Origin of the sequence: Mammaliicoccus sp. J-M41 (genome assembly GCF_022385935.1) — a bacterium.
Lineage (GTDB): Bacteria > Bacillota > Bacilli > Staphylococcales > Staphylococcaceae > Mammaliicoccus > Mammaliicoccus sciuri_A.
In genome coordinates this window covers 42,576-69,574 of record NZ_JAJNIR010000004.1, presented here as the reverse complement: position 1 = coordinate 69,574, position 26,999 = coordinate 42,576, and the positions used below count along the sequence as shown (strand labels likewise).

Sequence of the window (26,999 nt, the reverse complement as noted above, 5' to 3'; positions counted from 1 at the left end):
TATTATAACATTACTGATCGACGTGCTTTAGCGATTTTCTTGCGTGGCAACGTGACATTCTTAGTTCTTGTTTTAATTTTCACTTCTAGCGTTATAGATGTTTCAGTAACTTCTTTTAAAACGCCTAACCATTCTTTATCTCCTTCAACAGGTTCGTATAACGAGATAAATACAGGTTGTTCAATTGCATTTTGATAGTCTTTTTCTTTTTTCAATGGGCGTTCTGCACCAGGTGAAGATACATCCATGAAATAAGGTTCTTTAATAGGATCTTCTTTGTCCATAACTTCACTAATCTTTTCAGAGGCAATTGTGCAGTCGTTCAAATCAACGCCACCGTCTTTATCAATTGCAATACGTAGATAATAGTCTGATCCCTCTTTGACATATTCGACATCTACAAGTTCATAATTTAAATCTTCAAGTATTGGTTGAATAATTTCCTCAACGTGTGCTGCAACTTTACTCATAATGACCTCCCTCTTAATACAAACAGAAAAGAGCGGGAAATGTCCCACTCTTTAAACGTCAGAGTATTATTTTAAGCAATAACAGTATATCACATAATGTCGCTATGCTCAAGAACATGCATTATAAATCAAATATTGAAAGCTGAGCTTTATCAGGCATATTTGGTAATGATCCAAGTTCATCGAGATATTCGATGATTTTTTGAGATACACCTGCTTTTTTATTAAGGTCTTCTTTAGCTAAGAATGGACCTTCTTCTCTTGCTTCAACGATACGTTTCGCAACGTTTTCACCTAGTCCAGGAACTGCGATAAATGGTGGAATAAGTGAATCACCTTCAATTTTGAATTCAAACGAATCACTTTTCTCTAAGCTAACTGGTTGGATTTTGTAACCTCTATGTGCCATTTCATTTGTAATTTCTAAAACTGTTAATACATCTTTTTCTTTTTTAGCTAATTCATGGAATCGGCTATAATATTCTTTCACCGTTGCTTTAATAGACTCTTTATCTTTCGTCATTGTTTTTAAATCAAAGTCTGTCGCACGTACTGTAAAGTAACTTGCATAATAGAACAACGGATAATGAACTTTAAAGTATGCAATTCTTAATGCCATTAAAACGTATGCAGCAGCATGGGCTTTAGGGAACATGTATTTAATTTTTTTACATGAATCTAAATACCAATCAGGTACATTATTTTCTTTCATGGCTTCTTCGAATTCATCTGTTAAACCTTTACCTTTACGAACTGCTTCCATAATTTTAAAGGCAAGTGATGGTTCTAAACCGTTATACATTAAGTAAACCATAATATCATCACGACAACCGATAACACTTGATAAATCACATGTACCTGTTTTGATTAACTCTTGTGCGTTTCCTAACCAAACGTCTGTACCGTGTGATAACCCAGAAATTTGAACGAGTTCAGAAAAAGTAGTTGGTTTCGTATCTTCAAGCATTTGTCTAACGAATCCTGTACCGAATTCAGGTACGCCAAATGTTCCAGTCTTACAAAGAATATCTTCTTCTGTTACACCTAATGATTCTGGTGTACTAAAGATTTTCATTGTTTCTTTATCATCTACTGGAATTGTCTTAGGATCAATGCCTGATAAATCTTGTAACATTCTAATCATTGTTGGATCATCGTGTCCTAATATATCCAGTTTCAAAATATTATCATGAATAGAATGGAAGTCAAAATGCGTTGTTTTCCATGGTGATTTTTGATCATCGGCAGGATATTGGATTGGTGTAAAATCATAAATATCCATATAATCTGGTACAACAATAATACCCCCTGGATGTTGCCCGGTCGTTCTTTTAACACCGGTACAACCTTTAACAAGTCTATCAACTTCAGCTGCTCTTTTATGAATACCTTGATCATTTAAATATCCTTTAACATAACCGAAAGCTGTTTTTTCAGCAACCGTACCGATTGTACCTGCTCTGAATACTTTGTCTTCACCGAACAGTACTTTCGTATAATTATGGGCAACTGGTTGATATTCACCACTAAAGTTCAAGTCAATATCCGGTACTTTGTCTCCTTTGAAACCTAAGAATGTTTCAAACGGTATATCTTGTCCTTCTTTAATCATATCAACATGACATTTTTCACATTGTTTATCTGGTAAGTCGAAACCAGATCCGACAGAACCATCATCAAAGAAATGGCTTTCTTTACAAGATGGACAAATATAATGTGGTGGCAATGGATTCACTTCAGTTATTTCAGTCATTGTCGCAACAAAACTAGATCCGACAGAACCACGTGAACCAACTAAATAGCCATCATTCAAGGATTTCTTAACTAACCTTTGCGAGATTAAATAAATAACAGCAAATCCATTTCCTATAATACTTTCTAATTCTTTTTCAAGTCTATCAATTACGATTTGTGGTAAGTCTTCACCATATAATTTTCTAGCATTCTCATAACTCATTTCACGAATTTCTTCATTCGCACCTTCCATATTAGGTGTATATAATTCATCCCTAATCGGTATTACAGTTTCGAGTCTATCTGCTAGCTCGTTCGTATTTTTAACAACAATTTCATATGCTTTTTCTTCACCTAAGAAGTGGAATTCATCCAACATTTCATCAGTTGTTCTAAAGTGTGCTTCAGGTAATGTTTGTCTATTCAATGGATTACCTGGTTGAGAAGCGATTAATATTTTTCGTGCAACAGCATCATGTTCGTATAAATAATGAGCATTTCCTGTTGCAATAACTGGAATATCAAGTTTCTCACCAACGCTTAATATACGACTATATATTTCTTCCATCGTTTCATTATCTTTAATCAATTCTCTATCAATTAAATCTTGATATAACCCTTTTGGTTGAACTTCTATATAGTCATAATATTTCGCAACTTTTTCAACTTCATCTTGGTCTTTTTGCATAACCGTTGTAAATACTTCCCCTTCATCACATGCACTACCTACTAGAATACCTTCTCTATATTTGTTTAATAACGAGCGTGGTATACGTGGTGTACGATAAAAGTAATCAACTAATGAGGCACTGACAATTTTGAATAAATTTTTAAGTCCGACTTGGTTTTGTACGATTAGCGTTACATGCGAAGGTCTTGCACGTTTATATGCTTCATCATTTGATAGCTTCTCGTTTATTTGATTATGATTATAAACATTGAGTTCTTCTAACTGTTTTAACATCTTAATAAAGATATGTGCTGTTGTTTCCGCATCATAAATCGCTCTATGGTGTTGTGTAAGTTCTACACCATATTTTTTAGCTAAGAAATTCAAACCATGTTTACCATATTCAGTATTCACTGTACGTGATAATTCAAGCGTATCGATGACACCATTTGTCGTAGCACCAAGTCCGATACGTTCAAATCCTGTATCTATAAAGCCCATATCAAATGATGCGTTATGCGCAATATATATTGCGTCCCCAACCCATTCATGGAAATCTTTTAGAACTGTTTCGATATCAGGTTGTCCACGTAACATTTCATCTGTAATACCGGTTAAATTTTTAATTGTTTCTGATAGACGTTCTCCTGGATCAGAAAAACGTTCAAATGTGTCAATTACTTCGCCATCTTTAACCTTAACGGCAGCTAATTCTATAATTTGATCATATTGACTTGAAAGTCCTGTTGTTTCAACGTCAAATACAATATACGTTGCTGTCTTGAGCGGAATATCTTGTGACTTGTATGCAATAGGTACACCATCATCTACAAGCATACCTTCCATACCATAAATCATTTTAATACCATTTTTCATGGCAGCTGCATGCGCATCTGGATATCCTTGAACACCATTATGGTCTGTTATCGCGATTGCTTTATGTCCCCATTTAGCAGCCTGTTCAACATACTTACCAATATGTGTAATGCCATCCATTTGACTCATAGATGTATGTAAGTGAAATTCAACTCTTTTTTCATCTGCTTTATCAAGTTTAGGAGACTTCTTAATTTCATGGATATCCGTCATCATCATCACTAAATCACGTATAAATTGATCTTGTTCAATTCTACCTTGTGCTCTTACCCATGTACCTACTTTTAAAGCTTTAAAATGTTCAAGGTCATCTTTGCCTTTTCTCGTAAACATCTTAAGTATGAGAGAATCGGTATAGTCCGTAATTTTTAATGTGACAATATGTCTACCACTTTTAAGTTCTTTCATTTCAATATCAAAAATAACACCTTCAAGTGCTACTTTGAACTCTTCTTCAATAATATCTTCTATTTTGCGAATAGAATCTACAGGAATGTCTTTACCTATCTGACATCGTGATACAGCATTTTCATTATCACTAGATTCTGCTTTTTCTTTCTTCATACGTTCCATTTTTTCTGATGCAATACGTGCAGCTTCTTCATCTTCTTGTTGGATGTGCGCTTCAAATGATTCAAGTTCTCTTCTCATTTGTTCTTCATTATCCATCGTTTCGAATATAACACGACTTATGTGAAAGCCACATTTCTGGAGCGCTTTTACTAATGAACCATTAACACGCTTATCGAAATAATCGCGTTCAATATCATTGTTCACTTGAACTTTTACGATATCATCAGCAAAGATAATAGGCTTTTGTTTAAGTTGATGTTTCACTTTATCACTTAATTCAGTACCATCAATACAATGTGGAATGTATTTCAATATATGTTCATCTATTTGTTCTTTAGTTGTCACTTCAATTGTCCAATCAACTTGCGCAATACTACTAAAAGCACTTTTCAGTTGATTTGTAAAAACAAGATACATTTCACTTGATAAATAATATGGCAACTTTATGTAGAAATGCCACAATCTTTTTGATTGGGACACATCAATTCTTGTAAGTTCACCTTGTTCTACGACATCTTTATCAAGTTCATCTGTAATGTTCATTTGCGTGAGAAGCGTTTGGAATTTCTCTTGCCCTGTCATTGACACTTATACGACCACCTTCATCAAAATGAAAAAGAGGCTAATCATTAAATAGCCTCTTTAAATATCTTATATTATATCAGATTTAGTTGTTTTTATCAGTCTATTTTACTGCATCATAGAAAGTAGCAAGTACTTCATCTAATTCATCAATATGGACTTCTTTACTATCTGAATTATCACGACGTTTTACTTCTACGATGCCTTCTGAAGCTTTCTTACCAACCATAACACGTACTGGTAAACCTATTAAATCTGCATCATTAAATTTCACGCCAGCACTTTCTTTACGGTCATCATATAAGACATCATATTTATTTTGTAATTGTCCATAAAGTTGATCCGCTAGTGCTTGTTGCTCTTCTTTTTTAGGATTAATCGCAATTAAATGTACTTCATAAGGTGCGATGGCTTTTGGCCAAATAATCCCTTTATCATCATGATGTTGTTCGATTGCTGCTGATAATGTTCTAGAAATACCAATACCATAACAACCCATAATAAGTGGTTGTGCTTTACCTTGTTCATCTAAGAATGTCGCATTCATACTTTCAGAGTACTTCGTTCCAAGTTTGAAGACTTGACCAACTTCAATACCTTCAGCGAATTTAGCAGTACCTAAATCACCCGGTAATGCTTCTCCTTCAAGAATAAATCTAAAGTCTCCATATGCCTCAATCTTAAAGTCTCTGTCTACGTTCGCATTAATAAAATGATAACCTGTTTCATTCGCACCAACAGCTAAATTATTAATATCTTGAACGAAATTGTCTGCATAAATTTTGATTTGGTCTACATTAACTGGTCCTAGACTACCTGGCTTAGCACCTAAAATATTCACGATTTCAGACTCAGTTGCCATTTCGATATTATCTGTTTTGAAATATGATTTTAACTTAACATCATTTACTTCATGATGACCTCTAATTAATATCATGACATACTCATCATCAACTTTAAGAATCATTGATTTAATAATTTTATCTAAAGTCACATTTAAAAAGTCTGCTAATGCTTGTGCTGTTGTAACATTTGGCGTTTCAACTTTTTCTAAATCTTTTAATGGTGTATGTTCATGATTAGGTGTATAAGCTACTTCAGCTTTTTCAATATTTGCAGCATAGTCATTTGTTTCACTATAAACAATTGTATCTTCACCAATATCAGCTAAAGCCATAAACTCATGCGTATGATCTCCACCGATAGCACCAGAGTCAGCAAGTACTGGTCTAAAGTTTAAACCTACTCTTGTAAAGATATTATGATAAGCATGATACATATCTTGGTATGTATCATCTAATGAATCTTCATTAGCGTGGAAAGAATAAGCATCTTTCATAATAAATTCACGGCCACGTAATAATCCAAATCTTGGACGTTGTTCGTCTCTAAATTTTGTTTGAATTTGGAATAAAGTGATTGGTAAACGTTTATAAGATTTCAATTCATCTCTTACAAGAGAAGTCACAACTTCTTCATGTGTAGGTCCTAAACTAAATTCACGTTTATTACGATCGTGCAATCTCATTAACTCAGGACCGTATGCATCCCATCTACCTGATTCTTTCCAAAGTTCGGCTTGTTGTAACACAGGCATAAGTACTTCTACGCCATCAATTTTTTCCATTTCTTCACGTACAATTTGCTCAATTTTGTTGAGTACACGCTTAGCAGTTGGTAAATAACTATATATACCTCTTGCATTTTGTTTAATCATACCTGACTTTAATAAAAGTTTATGACTAATTGCTTCCGCTTCTGCAGGAACTTCTCTTAATGTTGGTATAAATATTTTCGACTGTTTCATAAGTTTCCTCCTATAAGCTACATGAAGTACCTTTGAATATCATTCCATGTAACCATAATCATTACAAATATTAAAAATACAGCACCAATTGAAAGCATAACCATTTCTGCTTTTTTATTAATCGGTCTTCTGAAAATCATTTCATAAATAACAAATAATAATCTTCCGCCATCTAAAGCTGGAATAGGTAATAAATTCATAATACCTAAGTTAACACTTAATAACGCTGTGTAACCCATTAATGTAATAAACCCTTGCTTCACAATAGAATCTACATTGCTATATATACCAACAGGTCCATTTAACATATCAAAGGAGAATCCACCCGTGAATATGCTCGTAATCAAGCCAAGAACTGCTTGGAATATTAATTGACCTGCCACTATTGTTTTTTCAATACCTGCAATTAATGGACCAAACACTGTGTGTTCTGTCGGTTGTGCAACACCGATAATGTATCGTGTTTCATATTTACCTTTACTAACTTCTAGTTTATCTTTTTTAGCTGCTACTTTGAAAGTCTTTTCTTGACCATCACGATCAACTTTGATTTCTACAGGTTCAGTTTTCTTCTCTTTAAAAATAGGTTGTAAATCTGTGAACTTCTGAATCTTTTGTCCATCTACTGATAAAATTTCGTCACCTTTTTTAATACCTGCAGTTTGTGCAGGAGCACCGTCTTCTAAATCTCCAAATACTGGTTCATTCGTTGGCACACCATTCCAATAAGCAAGCCCAATAAAAATAACAAAAGCAAGAATAAAATTAAATAACGGACCTGCAAATAAAGTTAGAAATCTTTGATAAGGCTTTTTAGACATTAATTGTCTATCTTTAGGTGCAATTTGTATTAAATCTCCACCTTGAACAAAGTAAGCTTCTCTCGCTATTTTAAAATGATGTCTTTCTTCATCGCTTGCTGTAATACCTTCAATGAAAATATCATTTTCAAAATCACTATCTTTAATTTCGATATGTTCAATTTGTTGGAATTTATGTTGATCATCCATAATAACATGTGTTATTTCGTTTTGATCGTTTAATTTAATTGCGATATGCATACCTGGTGTTAATGGATTTTGTTCTAATCCATCTCCAGCCATTCTGACATAACCACCTACTGGAAGTAGTCTAATTGTATAAAGTGTTTCATTTTTCTTATATGAATAAATTTTAGGTCCCATACCTATGGCAAACTCTGGGCACATGATACCTGCACGTTTCGCAAAGAACATATGTCCATATTCATGTACTGTCACTAATAGTCCAAATACAAAAATAAATGCTAATATTGTATAAATCACGCCTACACCCCGTAATCCTTAGATTTATATGTAGCATCAATTTTTAGAATCGTTTCTAAATCTGGATGCTCAATAACTTCATGGTTTTTAATTGCTTCCCCAATCATGTCTTCAATTTCCAAAAATGTTATTTCATTGTTCAAGAACTTATTTACAGCTACTTCATTTACAGCATTTAAAACAACGGGCATTGTACCACCTATTTTAATGGCTTCATAAGCATACTGTATACATTTAAAGCGATCGAAATCCATTTCTTTAAAATTTAACTGACCAATTTGAGCTAAATTTAATTTTTCTGCATCTCTTGTATATCTTTCTGGATATGTAAATGCATATTGAATGGGTGTTCTCATATCTGGTGTACCCAATTGTGCAATCACACTCGTATCCTTAAATTCAACCATAGAATGAATAATACTCTCTTTATGCAAGACTGTTTCAATTTGGTCAATATCTAAATCAAATAACCATTTTGCTTCAATGACTTCTAAACCTTTATTCATCATTGTTGCAGAATCTATCGTAATCTTTTGACCCATAGACCAGTTAGGATGGTTGAGCGCTTCATCACGTGTTACAGATTTGAGTTCTGCACGTGTTAAATCACGAAATGATCCACCACTCGCAGTTATGATTAATTTATTAACCTGCTCTTTATTCTCACCATTTAAACATTGAAATATTGCTGAGTGTTCTGAATCGACAGGTAGAATGTTAACATTATGTTCTCTAGCTTTTGACATCACAAGTTCACCAGCTGCAACTAAAGTTTCTTTATTCGCTAGTCCTATATCTATACCAGCTTCTATAGCTGCGATAGTAGGTCTTAAGCCTATACTACCGACAATTGAATTTAATAAAATATCGGTATTATGGTATGTTGCAACTGCTAATAAACCTGCGTCCCCATGTACAATTTCAATATTTAAATGTTTAAGTTTATCTATATCTTCTTCATTTTGAACAGATATGAGTTCTGGATGAAATTCTTCAATTATATTCTGTGCATAAGCAATGTTTTTACCGACTGAAAATGCAACTAAATTAAATTGTGATGCATGTTCTCTTATAACATCTAATGCTTGCTGTCCAACAGAACCACTAGCTCCTAAAATAGCTATATTTTTCAAAGACCTCACCCCAATTTACAATTGAAATAGGAATAGATTTAACAGTGGTAAAACAAAGATAAAGCTATCAAATCTATCTAATATACCACCATGTCCTGGCATAATATTCCCTGAATCTTTCACACCGAAATGTCTTTTAAGCCCTGATTCTACTAAGTCACCTAATTGTCCAAACATACTTAATAACATCGTTAATGGAATTAATAACCATAATGATACATCCATATCAAAATATTGTCCAAAAATAACTGCAACGATTAAACTTGAGAAAATACCTCCAATAAATCCTTCAATCGTTTTGTTCGGACTAATTAATGGCCAAAGTTTATGTTTACCAAATAATCTACCAAATATATATGCACCTGTATCAGTCAACCACACTAATAATAATGCGAATAAGATAAATTGTAAGCCATGTTCTCTTGTCTCATAGAAATACATAAAGCCTATTCCAATATATGTAACGGACATGACACAGAAAGAGGCATCCATAAAATTAAATCTATTTTTAGACATCACTGTATAACTCAACATTAAGAAACTCATTACGATTAGAAGTTTAAGTTGAACGCTAATATCGTTATTAATGAGTTCTTGTGGCAATAATATTATACATAGCGAAACAGTGGACAAAAAACCTGGTATAGAAATAATTGATAAATTATTCATATTTAAAATTTCTTTTAAAGCAATAATCGCTAATAAATACGCTAACGCTATTACGGGTAATCCACCATATATTACGACTGGAAGAAATACAGCCATAGCAACAATTGCCGATATTGTTCTTGTCTTCATTTTTATCTCCTTTACAGCCCACCAAATCTTCGTTGTCTCGACTGATAAATTTTCAAACAGTCTATGAGTGATTGTTCATCAAAATCTGGCCAAAGTGTCTTAGTAAATATAAATTCACTATAAGATGATTGCCATATTAAAAAATTACTTAATCTTTCTTCACCTGATGTACGAATGAGCAACTCTGGATCTGGAATATCTGAAGTGAATAAATATTTCTTAATATTATCTTCACATAGATCATCAATTGTTAAATTGCCTTCTTCAACTTCATGGTAAAGTTCTTTAACAGCATTAAGAATTTCTGCTCTACCACCATAGTTCAACGCAAATACTAGATTTAGCCCTGTATTATGTTTCGTTTTTTCGATAGCTTCTTCAATTGCATTTTTAGTATGCTTAGGCAAAGCTTCGGTAAAACCAATCGTTGTGACTTTAACATTTTTTTCAATCAATTCTGGTAGAAAAGTCTTTAAAAAATCAACCGGTAATTTCATTAAATATTTCACTTCATCTTCTGGTCTTGACCAATTTTCCGTAGAAAAAGCATATAAAGTCAAATATTTCACACCTAAATCACTTGCTTTACGTGTTATTTTCTTAACCGTTTGCATACCTTCATAATGTCCTTTTATGCGAGGCATTTTTCTATTTTTAGCCCATCTACCATTTCCGTCCATAATAATTGCTATATGTTCAGGTATCGATAATTCATTGTCTTGATTATTTATTTGTTGTTTTTGCTTTATAAACTTTTTTATCATAGCGTCCTCCATCAAACAAACGCGAATTTATATGTAAAATTAATTAAACATATCGTAATACATTTTATCACAAAAAGAGTGATTCTGTTATATATAAAGAAAAAACCGTACCAAAGTCTGATTTGGTACAGCTCTTATCTTTAAACTTCCAAAATGTCATTTTCTTTTTGAGTCGTTAAATCATCTATTTGTTTGATGAAATCATTTGTAATGTTTTGAACTTCTTCAGTTTGATTTCTTAAATCATCTTCTGTAATTTCGCCATTTTTTTCTTGTTTCTTCAAATCTTCATTTGAATCACGACGAACATTACGAATTGCAACTTTAGCATTTTCAGCTTCTTTTTTAGCTTCTTTTACTAATTCTTTTCTGCGTTCTTCAGTTAATGCTGGTACTGAAATTCTAATAACTGTACCATCACTTGTTGGATTAACACCTAAGTTAGCTGCATTAATTGCTTTAAGTACATCATCAACTGATGATTTGTCATATGGTTGAACAACTAACAAACGCGCTTCAGGTACTGAGATACCTGCTAATTGTTGAATAGGTGTTGGAACACCGTAGTACTCAACATTTACTCTTTCTAAAAGATTTGCATTTGCATGTCCAGTTCTAATACCAGCTAAATCTCTATTGAAACTTTCAATAGTTTTGTTCATTTTTGACTTCGTTTCTTGAATAACATCTGCCATGGAATTACACCTCAAGTTTATTTTGTAATAATCGTACCGATTTCTTCACCTTGAACAGCACGTTTAATATTTCCTTCTTCCATAATTGAGAATACAACAAGTGGGATATCATTGTCCATACAGAATGATGAAGCAGTTGAATCCATAACTTGTAATCCTTCTTGTAACATTTGAATATATGTTAATCTTTCGTATTTTTCTGCTTTAGGATCTACTTTAGGGTCAGCAGAATAAACACCATCAACATTGTTTTTACCCATTAAGATAACGTCAGCCTCAACTTCGGCTGCTCTTAAAGCTGCAGTCGTATCAGTAGAGAAGTAAGGATTCCCTATTCCCGCTGCAAATATAACGACTCTCTTTTTCTCTAAGTGACGAATCGCACGTCTTCTAATATATGGTTCAGCAACTTGTTTCATTTCGATTGAAGTTAATACACGAGTATCACAATCTAATTGTTCTAAACTATCTTGTAATGCTAAAGCATTCATAACAGTGGCTAACATGCCCATATAATCAGCTGTTCCACGATCCATACCTAAATCGCTACCAGTTTTACCTCTCCAAATGTTTCCGCCACCAACGATTACAGCAACTTCGCAATCCATTTGAGCAACTTCTGACACTTGTTGAGCGATACTTTTAATTACGACTGGGTTAATGCCAAAGCCTGAATCTCCTGCTAAAGCTTCACCACTTAGTTTTAATACGACGCGTTTATATTTAGAATTCTTAGTCATCTTGATCCCTCTCTATGCTTATAATTAGGTCTTTATATATAACGAAAGAAGACACAAAGCGTGTCTTCTTCCTAAAAAGCAATCTTAGTTGCCTTTCATTTGTCCTTTTACTTCATCAGCAAAGTTATCAGAACGTTTCTCGATACCTTCCCCAACTTCGTAACGAACGAAATCTACAAGCACGCCACCGTCTGTTTTTAAGAATTCAGCAACAGTTTGGTCTGGATTTTTAACGAATGCTTGGTCAACAGCACAGATTTCTTCTAAATATTTACGCATTCTACCTTCAACCATTTTTTCAACGATATTTTCAGGTTTACCTTCATTTAAAGCTTGTTGTTTTAAAATTTCTTTTTCGTGAGCTAATTCTTCATCAGATACTTGGTCACGAGAAACAAATTTAGGGTTTAATGCAGCGATGTGCATAGCAACGTCTTTAGCTGCTTCTTCATTAGTTGAACCTTCAACAACAGTTAATACACCAATACGTCCACCCATGTGTAAGTACTCACCGAATGAATCGTTATCAGTTTTTGTTTTTAATGTAAATCTACGTAAAGTTAATTTTTCACCAATAGTAGAGATAGCTTCGTTCATTTTTTCTTCAACAGTTTGACCACTAGCTAATTTTGAAGCGTTTAATGCATCAACGTCAGCTGGTTTAACATCAAGAATATGATCAGCCATTTCTTTAACTAAGTTTTGGAAACCTTCGTTACGAGCAACGAAGTCAGTTTCTGAGTTTAATTCAAGAATTACTGCATCGTTACCTTTAGATGCAACAAAAGTAGTACCTTCTGCAGCAATACGGTCTGCTTTCTTAGCAGCTTTAGCGATACCTTTTTCACGTAAGTAATCTACCGCTTTATCGATGTCACCATCAGTTTCTGTTAAAGCTTTTTTACAGTCCATCATACCTGCGCCAGTTTTTTCACGTAGTTCTTTAACAAGTTTAGCTGAAATAGCCATAATCTAATTCCTCCATTTATTTAAATAATATATTGTTTATCTTAAATCTTTCTAAAAAAAGGTGATAAGTTATAGAACCTTATCACCTTTTTGAAATTATGCTTCAGTAGTTTCAGTTGATTCTTCTTCAGGTGCTTGTTCTGTTTCGTTTAAGTCGATGTTTTGCTCTTCAGCAACATCTTCATTTGAAACGCCTTGTTGACCTTCTAAAATAGCATCAGCCATTTTACCAGTTAACAATTTAACAGCACGAATAGCATCATCGTTCGCAGGGATAACATAGTCGATTTCATCTGGGTCACAGTTTGTATCAACAATACCAACGATTGGAATGTTTAATTTACGTGCTTCAGCAATCGCATTACGCTCTTTACGAGGGTCTACTACGAATAATGCTTGAGGCATTGATTTCATATCACGAATACCGCCTAAGAATTTGATTAAACGGTTATATTCTTTTTTAAGTTCTACAACTTCTTTTTTAGGTAATACATCAAACGTACCGTCTTCTTCCATTTTTTCAATTTCAGAAATACGTTTTACACGTTTAGAGATTGTTTTATAGTTAGTTAAGATACCACCTAACCATCTTTGGTTAATGTAGTAGTGTCCAGCACGTTCAGCTTCTTCTTTAACTGACTCTTGTGCTTGTTTTTTAGTACCTACGAATAATACTTTACCGCCTTCTTCAGAAACAGATTTAATAAAGTTGTATGCTTCGTCAACTTTTTTAACTGTTTTTTGTAAATCGATAATGTAGATACCGTTTCTTTCTGTGAAAATGTATTTTTTCATTTTTGGGTTCCAACGGCGTGTTTGGTGACCGAAGTGAACACCTGCTTCAAGCAATTGTTTCATTGAGATAACTGCCATGATAATTCCTCCTAATTGGTTTTATTCCGCCATAAACACTTATTATAGAAACAACTTATCTAAGTTGCACCAATCCATAATTTTCGTGATTATGTGTGAATTTGGCTTTTATAGCCGTTTTCAAATATATCATATCTTATACTGTTCATCAAGTATTTTATTTAGATAATCCTAACTCATCTAAGAATTTTTCTTTTTTAATTCTAATAAATGTACCTTTCATACCTAAAGAACGAGATTCAATTACGCCAGCACTTTCTAATTTTCTTAATGCATTGACGATAACTGATCTTGTAATGCCTACTCTGTCAGCAACTTTAGAAGCAACTAATAAACCTTCAGGTGCACCAAGTTCTTCAAAGATATGTTCAATCGCTTCTCTTTCTGAATATGAAAGTGAGTTAATTGCCATATTGATTGCTGCTTTGTCTCTTGCTTCTTGTTCAATTTCATTATGTTTTTCTCTTAATATTTCCATACCAATAACAGTAGCTGCATATTCACCAAGTACTAAGTCATTGTCATTGAAATCTTGAGATACACGTCCAACTACTAATGTACCTAAACGTTCACCACCACCAAGGATTGGGAAAATAGTTGTTTGACTATCAACGAATAATTCTTTGTTTTCTGGTGGGAATACAGTTAATACTTCTTCAATACCGATATTTGATTTCGTTTGTTCTACGTGCATTAATTGATCAGTATATTCTTTAGGAATATGTCTGTCTTCTAACATTTTGATAATACGTTCATTGCTTAATAATTCATTTAAGCTTGAACCTAAAATTTTACCTCTTCTTGATACGATGAATACGTTTGTCACCGTTACATCACTGATAGTTTTAGCCATATCTTTAAAGTCTACAGCAATACCTTTATGCTTTTGTAATAACGTATTTAATTCTCTTGTCTTTGATAATAAACTCATTTATTTTTTTCTCCTTTTTTATAGAATAAACGCGCTTAAATCTTTATTTGTCGCAATAGATTCTAATTTTTGATTAACATATTCAGGTGTTATATCTACAACTGCATTTGGCATATTCGAAGCTTCGAAAGAAAGATCTTCTAGCATTTTTTCAAGTATAGTATGCAGTCTTCTTGCACCGATATTATCTGTCTCTTGGTTAACTTGAAAAGCAATTTCAGCTAAACGATTAATGGCTTCATCAGTAAAGTTGATTGTCACCATTTCAGTTTCCAACAATGCTTTGTATTGATCAAGAAGCGATTGTTTCGGTTCTTTTAATATTTTAACGAAATCTTCAGTTGTTAAACTATCTAATTCAACACGAATTGGAAATCTACCTTGTAACTCAGGTATTAAATCACTTGGTTTAGACATATGGAACGCACCTGCACCAATAAATAATATGTGCTCAGTATTAATTGAACCATATTTCGTTTGAACGACACTACCTTCAACAATTGGTAAGATATCTCTTTGTACACCTTGTCGAGATACATCTTGTCCGCCGTTACTGTTGCTCACAGCAATTTTATCGATTTCATCGATGAATACCATACCCATTTGTTCAGTTAATTGAATTGCTTCTTCATTAACCGACTCTTGGTCAATCAATTCATTCGCAATCTCATCTGTTAGAATTTTTCGTGCTGATTTAACTGGCAAGTTTCTTTCAACTTTTTTCTTAGGCATCATTTGGCTAAGCATATCTTGCATTTGAGGGTTATTTTCCATACCCATCATGCCTAACGTTTGTTGTTCTTGTTCTACTTTTATTTTAACGATTTCTTCTTCAAGTTCGCCGTTTAATAATTGTTTTTTAATATCTTCACGTTTTGTTTTTATTTCTTCAGTTGGTGTTTCTTCGACTTCTTCTTGTTGATTGAAGTTCGGGAATTGTCCACCAAACAATGACTCTAACGGATTATTACTATTACTTTGTGCTTTTTTCTTCATACTTGGCACAAGCAATTTCACTAATTTTTCATTAGCTTTTTGAGTCGCCTCATCGAGTACGCCTTTTTTCTTTTCTTCTTTAACAAGTCGACGCCCTACTTCAACAAGGTCACGTATCATACTTTCAACATCTCTACCTACATAACCTACTTCAGTAAATTTAGTAGCTTCTACTTTTACAAAAGGTGCACCAACTAATCTAGCCATTCTTCTAGCTATTTCAGTCTTACCTACACCTGTAGGACCTATCATAAGAATATTTTTAGGTATGATTTCGTTTCTAAGTTGTTCATCTAATAAACTTCGTCTATAGCGATTTCTTAAAGCAATTGCTACTTTACGCTTAGCATCTTGTTGACCAATGATATGATCATTTAATCGATCAACGATATCATGCGGTGTCATTTTTAATTGATTTTGTGACAACCTTAAACCCCTCCAATTATATTTCTTCAACTTTTATTTCATGGTTTGTAAACACACAAATATCTGCAGCCGTATTAAGTGAAGCTTCTGCAATTTCTTTAGCCGATAAATGAGGTGCATATGATTTAAGCGCTCTACCAGCACTTAAAGCGTAATTACCACCAGAACCAATAGCAATGATACCATCATCTGGCTCAATCACTTCTCCAGTACCACTTACGACTAATAAATCAGTTTCATTCATGACAATGAGCATCGCTTCAAGTTGGCGTAACATTTTATCTCCACGCCATTCTTGAGCAAGCTCAACTGCAGCTCTCGTTAAATTACCGCTATATTCTTGTAATTTAACTTCAAATTTTTCGAATAAAGTAAATGCGTCTGCAACGCTGCCAGCGAAACCAGCAACAACTTTATCATGATATAATCTTCTAACTTTTCTTGCTGTTTGTTTCATAATGACTTGCTCACCTAATGTAACTTGACCGTCACCTGCCATTGCAGAATGACCATTATGTCTTATTGCAAATATAGTTGTAGCATGTAATGAAGAACTCATTATCAAATCTCCTTTACGCACGTGGATGTGCTGATAAGTATACTTTTCTTAATTGATCTTTTGTAACATGTGTATATTGACTTGTCGTTGATAAACTTTCATGTCCAAGTAAACTTTGAACACTTCTCATATCGGCTCCTTGATTTAGCAAATGTGTTGCAAAAGTATGCCTTAATTTATGAGGATGAATGTGATACACACCTTGCGTTCTCTTAACGATTTCGTTGAGCGCATATCGTACACCACGTTCAGTGATAGGTTTACCTCTCATGTTTACTATCAAGAAATCATGATCTAAATGCATCTGACTTCTAAACTGTTCAATATAGTCAACGATTGCACTTTGACAATACTCTCCAAAAGGAACGATACGTTCTTTATTCCCTTTACCTAGCACTTTGACAAATGCATAATTCAAATCAATATCACTCATTTGAATATGAACTAATTCTGACACTCGAATACCTGTCGCATAAAGCAACTCAAGAATGACGCGATCCCTTATATTCGTTTTTTTACCATCATCAAGTGTTTTAAATAGCTTTTCCATTTCTTCTTCATAGAAAAAGCTTGGTAAATGATGTTCTTTTTTTGGATGTACAAGTTGAATAAATGGATTCTGTATATCGCTATCAACACTCATCCAATATTGATATAAAGATCTTAATGTAGAAATTTTACGCGAAACACTCGTCCTTTTATGTCCTTTATCATACAAAAACGCAAGGTATCTCCTTGCATCTTTATATTCAAATGATTCTAAGGATAAATGTTCTGACTGTAAAAAATCATTAAATTCATTCAAATCAAGTTGATATGCATTTAAAGTATGGGTGGAAAAATGTTTTTCATAAGTTAACATATCAACAAACTGTTGTTCAATTGTATGTACCATAACTCATTCCTCCCATTTTATCTGAATTGTATCACAATTCTAAAAAATCTTAAAATAATTTACTAAAGCATTACTTTAAATGAATCTAAATGTTTTAATGCTCGATTTGCAAGTGTTTCATATCGTTCTTTCTTATCTTTAATACGTTTTTCTAATGTAGGTAACAAACCAAAGTTCGCATTCATAGGTTGGAAGTTCTTATTATTATTTGCATGTGTAATGTAATAAGCCATACTTCCGATTACTGTTTCTCGAGGGAAAACGATTGGATCAAGACCTGAAACGAGTTTACTTGCATTAATTCCTGCAATCAGTCCACTCGCTGCACTTTCAACATATCCTTCTACACCTGTCATTTGACCAGCAAAGAATAAATCTTCTCTTGATTTTAATTGATAAGTTTCTTTAAGCGCGTTTGGTGAATTAATAAATGTATTTCGATGCATCACACCGTAACGTACGATATCAACATTTTCTAATCCAGGTATAAGAGAAATAACTTCTTTTTGCGCGCCCCATTTTAGATGTGTTTGGAATCCTACAATATTATATAACGTTCCAGCTGCGTCATCTTGTCGTAATTGAACAACTGCATATGGTCTTTTACCAGTTTTAGGATCTTCTAAACCTACAGGCTTCATAGGACCAAATAATAAAGTTTTCTTACCACGTTCTGCCATTACTTCAAATGGCATACAACCTTCAAAATAAATTTCTTTTTCGAATTCTTTCAAAGGTACAACTTCAGCATTTATAAGTGCATCATAAAAAGTATTGAATTCTTCTTCAGTCATTGGACAATTCAAGTATGCTGCATCGCCTTTGTCATAGCGTGATTTCAAATATACTTTATCCATGTTAATTGATTCTTTTTCAATAATTGGTGCAGCCGCATCATAGAAGTACAGTTGTTCTTCACCCGTAATATTCATGATTTGTTTCGTTAAACTTTCTGTCGTTAAAGGACCTGTTGCAATAATTGTTGGTCCATCAGGTATCTCAGTAATTTCTTCATTCTTTACAGTAATATTCGGATGATTCTTAAGCGTATCTGTAATGTATCCCGCAAAATCATGTCGATCGACAGCAAGTGCACCTCCTGCTGGAACACGCGCATTATCCGCTGCTTTTATAATTAATGAATCTAATTGTCTCATTTCTTCTTTTAAGACACCGACCGCATTTGTTAACTGATTACCTCTTAAAGAATTAGAACATACAAGTTCTGCAAATTTATCTGTATGATGCGCTGGTGTTTGTTTTACCGGTCTCATTTCGTATAGATTAACATTGAATCCTCTCTTGGCAATTTGGTATGCCGCTTCTGAACCTGCTAATCCAGCACCGATAACATTTATTGAAGTCATTATTTATGCCTCCTTGATTTTCGAATTTTTTATTCCATATTGAATTGTATAACAAATCTGAATTTAATCAAATGATAAAGTGATGATAAATTTTAAAAATTAGTGACGTTTTACTATTAAAACATTAAATCAAAAAACAAGTGCAAAAAGTTATCATTAAAATAACTTTTTGCACTGTATTATAACTATTTTTGTTCTTGCTCTTTATAGTCACAATTTGGACATATAACTTGAGCTGATTTTCCTTTTTTACGTTCAACAAGTACTGTTTCACATTTAGGACATGAACGATCTAAAGGTTTATCCCATGATGTATAATCACATTCTGGGTATCTTGAACAACCATAGAATACTCTATTCTTTTTAGATTTACGTTCGACAACTTCGCCCTCTTTACATTTAGGACATTTAACGCCAATCGTTTTAATGATCGATTTAGTATTTCTACAATCTGGGAAATTTGAACAAGCCATAAACTTACCGTATCGGCCCATTTTATAAACCATTGGTGAACCACATAATTCGCAATCCTCACCAGCTGGTTCATCTTTGATTTCAATTTTCTCCATTTCTTCTTCTGCTCTTGCTACATCGATTTTAAAGTTTTCATAGAACATATCTATGACTTTCTTCCACTCAATTTCACCATCTGCTACTTTATCTAGCAATGTTTCCATGTTAACTGTAAAGTCAACATCTATAATTTCAGGGAAGTATTCTTTAACTGACTCATGTACGATTTCTCCTAACTCTGTAGGCACAAATCTTTTCTGGTCTAATTTTACGTAGTTTCTTTTTTGAATCGTATCGATTGTAGGTGCATAAGTTGAAGGTCTACCGATTTTTAATTCTTCTAAAGTTTTAACCAATCGTGCTTCAGTGTATCGTGGTGGTGGTTGAGTGAAATGTTGTTTAGGATCGATTTTCTCAGCCGTAACGATATCACCTTTTTCTAACGGTGGTAATTTACCTTCTTTTTCTTCATCAGTATCATCTTTAGCTTCAACGTATACTTTCATGAACCCTTTAAATTTGATTGTTTGACCATTTGCTCTGAATTTCAAATCGCCTTGAGTAATATCTGCCGCAACTGTATCAGCAATAGCAGGTGCCATTTGACTTGCCATAAAACGTTCCCAAATCAATTTATATAATCGATATTGATCTCTAGATAAGAATGTTTTCATCTGATCTGGTGTACGTTCCACACTTGTCGGTCTAACTGCTTCATGGGCATCTTGCGCGCCTTGTTTACCTTTTTCTGCTTTAGCTTTAGATAAATACTCTTTACCGTACTCTTTCTCAATAAATGATGCTGCTTCAGCTTGAGCACTATCAGCTATACGTGTAGAGTCCGTTCTCATATAGGTAATCAAACCAACAGTACCTTGTTTTTTCAAATCTATACCTTCGTATAATTGTTGTGCTAACATCATTGTTTTTCTAGCTTTAAAATTCAACTTACGTGATGCTTCTTGTTGTAAAGATGAAGTTGTAAATGATTTCGCAGGATATCTTAATTTTTCTTTCTTAGTAACTTGCGTAACTTCAAATTTATCCCCATCTAATTGTGTTGTAATTTTTTGTACGTCTTTTTCATTTTTTAATTTAACGGGTTTACTTTTCTCATGTAAAAACTTCGCACTAAATGTTTTAGTTTTATGTTTAAATAAACCTTCAATTGTCCAGTATTCTTCTGGATTAAAATTATTAATTTCGTTTTCACGATCTATAACGAGTCTTAATGCAACAGATTGTACACGACCTGCTGACAAACCTTTTTTAACTTTTTTCCATAACACTGGAGAAATGTTATACCCAACAAGTCTATCTAGTACACGTCTCGCTTGTTGTGCATCAACTAATTCATGTTCTATTTCTCTAGGATGCTTAAAACTATCTTTTACTGCATCTTTTGTAATTTCGTTAAATACGACTCTTGATTTTTTATTTTCATCTATATCTAATATATGTGCTAAATGCCACGCAATTGCTTCACCTTCACGATCGGGGTCACTTGCGAGATAAACGTTTTTTGCTTTTTTTGCATAGCGTTTTAAATCTTTTACAACTGGCCCTTTGCCGCGAATCGTAATATATCTAGGTTCATAATTATTTTCAACATCTACGCCCATTTGACTACGAGGTAAATCTCTAACATGCCCCATAGATGCAACGACTTTATATTTTTTTCCTAAATATTTTTCAATGGTTTTTGCTTTTGCGGGCGATTCAACGATGACAAGATTTTCTGCCAAAGTAAGTCCCCCTTGCTATTCTATTGATTACAAATGTAAATGATAAACTGATAAATTCAGCTTTGTCAATTAAAACATTTTATAAAATTTATTTTTGTTCAGTAAATATACAATAATCCTCAATGATATCTTGAGCATTTTGTACGAGCTTGGCACCTTCTTTTATTCTATTATTGCCACCTTTACTTAAAGATTGAAAAATCGTACCAGGACAACAATATACATTTCTATTTTGTTCCAATGCCAAGTCTATCGTAATTAAAGAACCACTACGTCCATTTGCTTCAGTTACTAATACACCTTGTGACAATCCACTAATAATACGATTTCTTTCTGGGAAACGCCATTTTTGAACTTTTGTTGTTGGATAATACTCAGATATGACGAGATGATCTTTACGCATCAGTTCACTTATATATTGTGTCGCTTTTGGATAATGGTAATCTAAACCAAATGCAGCAACACCTATAGTTTGACCACTATACTCTATCGCTTTTAAATGTGCAAAATAATCTGCTCCCATTGCCATTCCAGAAACAATTGTAATATGAGACTTAACCAGTTCTGGCACGATAGCATCACAAATTTGTTCTGAATATTGTGTAGCCTTCCTTGAACCGACTATAGCCAATTTTTGTTTATTTTGCAATAACGACATATTACCCATTCCGAAAAGTACAAGCGGATAATCATAAATTTCCTTCAATAAAGTTGGATAACAATCCTCATCAGAAAACACCATTTGAATATTTCTTTTTTCTAATGAAGAACGTATTTTATCTATATGACTATCATTATATTTGTGATACATCGTTAATATTGTTCTCTCTTTAAAACCACTTTTATATACAAAATCAATAAACGCAGTTCTATATGAAAGAAAATTTAACTCAGGATCATAACGAATCATCTTGTGAATTTGATTAGTCGTAAAACCACTGTATATTAATTTCAAAATTGTTTCTTGATAATCATTTATAAATGTACACCTCTTATAATGTAGATTTTTTCTGTTTTGGACGGGCGGCTAACGATCTTGTTTTGGTTTCTTATATGTGGAAATTTATAAAATTCAGAGCGCAATAGTACTTGCGAGCGGTTTGGTATGTGGTTTCTTAGTGTAAATGTGGGGTTTGAAAATACTAAAAAGTGATTTATTGGTAGGTTTAGATTGATTTCTTGAAGTATTGATTGGAGGGTATTTTTAGCTTTGTATAATTGTATAAATGGTGATGTGTAATGTTTATTATAAGAACTCTTTATATAGTTGTCATAGATTTCGAAATCACCATAATAGTGTTTAACTTCTAATATACTTATTTGACTGTTATGTATGATTAAAAAATCTATTTGTACTGCATTTGAAGATACAAATTCAAGATTATGACTAAACACAATTTGATGTTGTTGCTTTAGTAGATTTTCTACTAGTTGTTCGCCTTCATAACCTTTAAATTTATACATGATTTCAATATCATGACTGTCTTCATTTAATCTTGATGTTAGTGCATTTACATATGCTGTTTCATTGTTGTGATTCATGCCTCACTCCTGTTTGTTAATATTTTACATATATTATAGTTTATGCATTTAATATTGTCTACAAAAAAACACTAACAAACTAAAATTCAGTTCATTAGTGGGATATATAAATTTAAACACCAAATAAGCACAGTGCTTTTCTATTGAAGAAAGACACTGTACTTATATATATGATTATTATTTAACTGTTAGACATTTTTCGTATAAACCGTCTTCTTTTTTAATACGGTTTATAAGTGTTTCAGCGATAACAGATGGTGTATCTGCTGTATCAATACCACAGTCATTTAAAGTTTTGATTTTTTCAGATGCAGTACCTTTACCACCTGAAATAATTGCACCAGCATGACCCATACGTTTTCCTGGAGGTGCTGTTTGACCACCAATGAATCCTACTACTGGTTTTGTCATGTTAGCTTTAATCCATTCAGCTGCTTCTTCTTCAGCTGTACCACCGATTTCACCAATCATAACAACTGCATATGTTTCGTCGTCTTCATTAAATGCTTTTAATACATCAATGAAGTCTGTACCATTAACTGGGTCTCCACCAATACCAACTGCTGTCGTTTGACCGATACCTGCTTGAGTTAATTGATGAACCGCTTCATATGTTAATGTACCTGAACGTGAAACTACGCCTACGTGACCTTTTTTATGGATGTAACCAGGCATAATACCAATTTTACATTCATCTGCAGTGATCACACCAGGACAGTTTGGTCCTACTAAGCGTGTTTTCTTACCTTCTAAGTATCTCTTAACTTTAATCATATCAATAACAGGAATATGTTCTGTGATACAAATAGCTAAGTCTAATTCAGCATCTGCACTTTCAATAATTGCATCAGCCGCAAATGGAGCTGGTACATATATTACTGAAACAGTTGCGCCAGTTTCAGCGACTGCTTCTTCTATAGTGTTAAATACTGGTACACCTTCAACCACTTGCCCACCTTTACCAGGTGTTACCCCAGCAACGATTTGAGTACCGTATTCTAGCATTTGTTTAGTATGGAAAAGTGCTGTTGCACCCGTAATACCTTGGACTAATACTTTTGTATTTTTATCGATGTATACACTCACGTAACTCTCCGCCTTTCTTATCGTTCTTGAACTAATTTAACAATTTTTTGAGCACCATCAGCCATGATAGATGCTGGCTCGATTGCTAAACCAGATTCTTTTAAGATTTGTTTACCTTGTTCAACATTAGTACCTTCAAGTCTTACAACTAAAGGCATATCTAATTCAACTTCTTTAGCAGCAGCTACGATACCTTCAGCAATGACATCACATTTCATGATTCCACCGAAGATATTTACAAAGATACCTTCTACTTGTGAATCACCTAAGATGATTTTGAATGCTTCAGTAACTTTTTCTTTTGTTGCGCCGCCCCCAACGTCAAGGAAGTTAGCCGGATTACCGCCAAAGTGATTAATTGTATCCATCGTAGCCATAGCTAAGCCAGCTCCGTTTACCATACAACCGATGTTTCCATCTAGTGCGATATAAGATAAGTCGTATTTAGAAGCTTCGATTTCTTTTTCATCTTCTTCTTCTAAATCACGCATTTCAACGATATCTTTATGTCTGAATAAAGCATTATCGTCGAAGTTTACTTTTGCATCAAGTGCTAATACTTCACCACTACCTGTTGTAACAAGTGGGTTAATTTCAACAATTGAACAGTCTTTTTCTACAAACACATTATATAAAGACATCATTAATTTAACAGCTTTGTTAACTGATTCTTTAGGGATGTTAATATTAAATGCTATTCTTCTAGCTTGGTAAGGCATTAATCCAGTAACAGGATCAATCACTTCTTTGAAGATTTTTTCAGGTGTTGCTGCAGCAACTTCTTCAATTTCAGTTCCGCCTTCTTCTGAAGCCATTAAAGTAATTCTATCTGTAGCTCTATCGATAACGAATCCAATGTAATATTCTTTTTGAATATCGCATCCTTCTTCGATAAGAAGACGTTTTACTTCTTTACCTTCAGGGCCAGTTTGATGTGTAACAAGTACTTTGCCTAATAATTCTTTAGCATATTCACGTACTTCATCAATTGATTTAGCAATTTTAACGCCACCAGCTTTACCACGTCCACCAGCATGGATTTGCGCTTTAACAACATATACATTTGAATCTAATTCTTTCGCTTTTTCTACTGCTTCAGCAGGTGAAAAAGCCACTGAACCATTAGGTACAGCTACGCCCATAGAGCGAAAAATCTCTTTACCTTGATACTCATGGATATTCATTCTCCATCCTCCTAATACATACAATAATGTTTGCTTACTTCTCAATTATAGAAAATGTAAGCGTTATTGTAAACAAGGAGAGTCCAATTTTACGAATTGTTAGACTAATATTTCACTTTTGATTTGATAGGTTCGAACGTTTTACGATGTATCGGTGTAATACCATAATTTTCGAGCCCTTCTAAATGTGTTTTTGTACCGTATCCTTTATTTTTATCAAAATCATATCCAGGATATTCTATATGATATTGAGACATTAACTTATCACGATATTCTTTAGCAATCACACTCGCTGCTGCTATAGAAACACTATTTAAGTCACCCTTTATAATAGATGTTTGTGGAATGCCATTATCTAACTTCATCGCATCTATTAACAAGTGGTCTGGTTTAATTGATAATTGATCTATTGCTCGTTGCATCGCTACCTTTGTTGCTTCATATATATTGAGTTCATCAATTTCTTCAACAGTTGCAATGCCAATACCTACTGAACATGCACGATTATATATTTCTTGTTCGAAATAAAAACGTTTAGCTTGTGATAAAGCTTTCGAATCTGTAATGCCTAAATATTGATGGTCTTGTTCAAGAATGACCGCACTTGCTACGACTGGGCCTGCAAGTGGACCTCGCCCTACTTCATCAATTCCGCAAATTACAGCATCTTTGTTTAAGTCTAATACTTGTTTTTCATACTGATTCATTTGAATATATTTAAGGTGAAGTTGTTCTATTTTTTCTAACTGCTTGATTCGTTTGCTCAAAGCATTTTGAACACCTTTACGTTCATCTTCGTTATAAGGCGATGCTTCAACTTCTTGAATCGTTAAATATTGATTAATCTCTTCAACAATTTCTTTAATGCTCTTCTGTTTCATGCATGCCATCCTTCATTTCTTCATATATATCGAAGCAGTAATGACCAATTTTAGCATTACGTAAATCTCTAATAATTAACTCAGTGACAGACTCATAATCTACTTCATTACCACGTTTTAACATGCCTCTTCTTTTACCTATTTGATCGAACAAACCAATAACGTCACCGTCTTCAGGTAATTCAATTTGATAAAATTGTTTTAATTTTTCTGGATCATGATCGATTAAAAAGTTTAATCCATATATCGCAACTTCATCTAAATGTACAATACTGTCTTTAATTGCGCCAGTTAAACTCAGCTTTTTACCGATTGTTTGGTCTTCAAATTTCGGCCATAAAATCCCTGGAGTATCTAACAATTCTAATTCTTTGCCTACTTTAATCCATTGTTGTTTTTTCGTTACACCCGGTGTATTACCTGTTTTAGCAATTGATTTTTTGGCTAATTTATTAATAAGTGTTGATTTACCTACATTCGGAATACCAACTATCATAGCTCTGATTGCTCTCGGACGAAGACCTTTACGTTTTTCTCTATCAAATTTTTCTTTAGTGGCAGCTTGTGCAGCTTTCATAAGCTCACCTAAATGCTTACCATGTTTCGAATCAATTTGAACTGGGAAAAAGCCTTGATTTTTAAAGTATTGCGTCCATTTATCTGTCTCACTTTGTTTTGACATGTCTTTTTTATTAAGTATTACAACACGAGGTTTTTGTTTAACAATGTCATCAATCATTGGATTTCTTGAAGATAACGGAATACGTGCATCGACTAATTCGAATACCACATCTACCATCTTTAATTGTTCTGTTACTTCGCGTCTCGCTTTGGCCATATGACCTGGAAACCATTGAATTGTCATTTATATTTATCCTTTCTTATC

General features: G+C 33.5%; 23 protein-coding genes. All 23 read right to left on the bottom strand.

Annotated elements, in window-relative coordinates; all coding sequences use genetic code 11:
* Positions 1 to 2: 2 nt before the first annotated feature.
* The 23 genes from rimP to ylqF all read right to left on the bottom strand — a co-directional run bounded on the left by rimP (position 3) and on the right by ylqF (position 26,978).
* Positions 3 to 470: a ribosome maturation factor RimP gene (gene rimP / locus LQ686_RS02895; protein ID WP_037587791.1), complete on the bottom strand. Its 468-nt coding sequence runs from the start codon at positions 468 to 470 to the stop codon at positions 3 to 5.
* 121 nt (positions 471 to 591) lie between these two features.
* Positions 592 to 4,911, bottom strand: coding sequence for a PolC-type DNA polymerase III (locus tag LQ686_RS02890; RefSeq protein WP_374229765.1), 4,320 nt, complete (start codon positions 4,909 to 4,911; stop codon positions 592 to 594).
* A gap of 97 nt (positions 4,912 to 5,008) precedes the next feature.
* The gene (locus tag LQ686_RS02885) at positions 5,009 to 6,712 is read right to left on the bottom strand and encodes a proline--tRNA ligase (protein WP_107572772.1); all 1,704 of its coding nucleotides are present in this window, start codon (positions 6,710 to 6,712) and stop codon (positions 5,009 to 5,011) included.
* Between the two features lie 17 nt (positions 6,713 to 6,729).
* Positions 6,730 to 8,016 carry an RIP metalloprotease RseP gene (gene rseP, locus LQ686_RS02880; protein WP_058611079.1) on the bottom strand — a complete coding sequence of 429 codons (1,287 nt, stop codon included), beginning with the start codon at positions 8,014 to 8,016 and terminating at the stop codon, positions 6,730 to 6,732.
* 2 nt (positions 8,017 to 8,018) lie between these two features.
* Positions 8,019 to 9,149, bottom strand: coding sequence for a 1-deoxy-D-xylulose-5-phosphate reductoisomerase (locus LQ686_RS02875; RefSeq protein WP_107572773.1), 1,131 nt, complete (start codon positions 9,147 to 9,149; stop codon positions 8,019 to 8,021).
* Between the two features lie 15 nt (positions 9,150 to 9,164).
* Positions 9,165 to 9,947 (bottom strand): phosphatidate cytidylyltransferase, encoded by a 783-nt coding sequence (locus LQ686_RS02870; protein WP_103361323.1) that lies wholly within the window; start codon positions 9,945 to 9,947, stop codon positions 9,165 to 9,167.
* Positions 9,948 to 9,958: 11 nt separating this feature from the next.
* A complete protein-coding gene (locus tag LQ686_RS02865; RefSeq protein ID WP_025905327.1) occupies positions 9,959 to 10,711 on the bottom strand; it encodes an isoprenyl transferase in 753 nt (250 codons plus the stop codon).
* Positions 10,712 to 10,851: 140 nt separating this feature from the next.
* Entirely contained in the window at positions 10,852 to 11,406 is a 555-nt protein-coding gene (gene frr, locus LQ686_RS02860; protein WP_037587780.1) for a ribosome recycling factor, read from the bottom strand.
* Positions 11,407 to 11,423: 17 nt separating this feature from the next.
* On the bottom strand, positions 11,424 to 12,146 hold the full coding sequence (pyrH, locus tag LQ686_RS02855; protein ID WP_025905325.1) for a UMP kinase: 723 nt from the start codon (positions 12,144 to 12,146) through the stop codon (positions 11,424 to 11,426).
* An 84-nt stretch (positions 12,147 to 12,230) separates the two neighbouring features.
* A complete protein-coding gene (tsf, locus tag LQ686_RS02850) occupies positions 12,231 to 13,118 on the bottom strand; it encodes a translation elongation factor Ts (RefSeq protein ID WP_025905324.1) in 888 nt (295 codons plus the stop codon).
* Between the two features lie 93 nt (positions 13,119 to 13,211).
* On the bottom strand, positions 13,212 to 13,988 hold the full coding sequence (gene rpsB, locus LQ686_RS02845; protein ID WP_025905323.1) for a 30S ribosomal protein S2: 777 nt from the start codon (positions 13,986 to 13,988) through the stop codon (positions 13,212 to 13,214).
* A 157-nt stretch (positions 13,989 to 14,145) separates the two neighbouring features.
* Complete coding sequence (gene codY / locus LQ686_RS02840) at positions 14,146 to 14,919, bottom strand: GTP-sensing pleiotropic transcriptional regulator CodY (RefSeq protein ID WP_025905322.1); 774 nt, start codon at positions 14,917 to 14,919, stop codon at positions 14,146 to 14,148.
* A gap of 18 nt (positions 14,920 to 14,937) precedes the next feature.
* Positions 14,938 to 16,320, bottom strand: a complete 1,383-nt coding sequence (hslU, locus tag LQ686_RS02835) for an ATP-dependent protease ATPase subunit HslU (protein WP_048542780.1) — start codon at positions 16,318 to 16,320, stop codon at positions 14,938 to 14,940.
* A gap of 37 nt (positions 16,321 to 16,357) precedes the next feature.
* Positions 16,358 to 16,900: an ATP-dependent protease subunit HslV gene (gene hslV, locus LQ686_RS02830; RefSeq protein WP_037560086.1), complete on the bottom strand. Its 543-nt coding sequence runs from the start codon at positions 16,898 to 16,900 to the stop codon at positions 16,358 to 16,360.
* Between the two features lie 13 nt (positions 16,901 to 16,913).
* A complete protein-coding gene (xerC, locus tag LQ686_RS02825; RefSeq protein ID WP_103361325.1) occupies positions 16,914 to 17,795 on the bottom strand; it encodes a tyrosine recombinase XerC in 882 nt (293 codons plus the stop codon).
* Positions 17,796 to 17,857: 62 nt separating this feature from the next.
* The gene (gene trmFO, locus LQ686_RS02820; RefSeq protein WP_025905318.1) at positions 17,858 to 19,162 is read right to left on the bottom strand and encodes an FADH(2)-oxidizing methylenetetrahydrofolate--tRNA-(uracil(54)-C(5))-methyltransferase TrmFO; all 1,305 of its coding nucleotides are present in this window, start codon (positions 19,160 to 19,162) and stop codon (positions 17,858 to 17,860) included.
* A 185-nt stretch (positions 19,163 to 19,347) separates the two neighbouring features.
* Positions 19,348 to 21,420: a type I DNA topoisomerase gene (gene topA, locus LQ686_RS02815; RefSeq protein WP_239733157.1), complete on the bottom strand. Its 2,073-nt coding sequence runs from the start codon at positions 21,418 to 21,420 to the stop codon at positions 19,348 to 19,350.
* A gap of 88 nt (positions 21,421 to 21,508) precedes the next feature.
* The gene (gene dprA, locus LQ686_RS02810) at positions 21,509 to 22,375 is read right to left on the bottom strand and encodes a DNA-processing protein DprA (RefSeq protein ID WP_232624079.1); all 867 of its coding nucleotides are present in this window, start codon (positions 22,373 to 22,375) and stop codon (positions 21,509 to 21,511) included.
* A 20-nt stretch (positions 22,376 to 22,395) separates the two neighbouring features.
* Positions 22,396 to 22,962, bottom strand: coding sequence for a nuclease-related domain-containing protein (locus LQ686_RS02805; protein ID WP_107565455.1), 567 nt, complete (start codon positions 22,960 to 22,962; stop codon positions 22,396 to 22,398).
* A gap of 177 nt (positions 22,963 to 23,139) precedes the next feature.
* Positions 23,140 to 24,048: a succinate--CoA ligase subunit alpha gene (gene sucD, locus LQ686_RS02800; RefSeq protein ID WP_025905314.1), complete on the bottom strand. Its 909-nt coding sequence runs from the start codon at positions 24,046 to 24,048 to the stop codon at positions 23,140 to 23,142.
* Positions 24,049 to 24,065: 17 nt separating this feature from the next.
* A complete protein-coding gene (sucC, locus tag LQ686_RS02795; protein ID WP_025905313.1) occupies positions 24,066 to 25,232 on the bottom strand; it encodes an ADP-forming succinate--CoA ligase subunit beta in 1,167 nt (388 codons plus the stop codon).
* A 104-nt stretch (positions 25,233 to 25,336) separates the two neighbouring features.
* Positions 25,337 to 26,113: a ribonuclease HII gene (locus tag LQ686_RS02790; RefSeq protein WP_239733156.1), complete on the bottom strand. Its 777-nt coding sequence runs from the start codon at positions 26,111 to 26,113 to the stop codon at positions 25,337 to 25,339.
* Positions 26,094 to 26,978 carry a ribosome biogenesis GTPase YlqF gene (ylqF, locus tag LQ686_RS02785; RefSeq protein ID WP_025905311.1) on the bottom strand — a complete coding sequence of 295 codons (885 nt, stop codon included), beginning with the start codon at positions 26,976 to 26,978 and terminating at the stop codon, positions 26,094 to 26,096. The genes LQ686_RS02790 and ylqF overlap by 20 nt, the downstream gene beginning before the upstream one ends.
* Positions 26,979 to 26,999 lie beyond the last annotated feature (21 nt).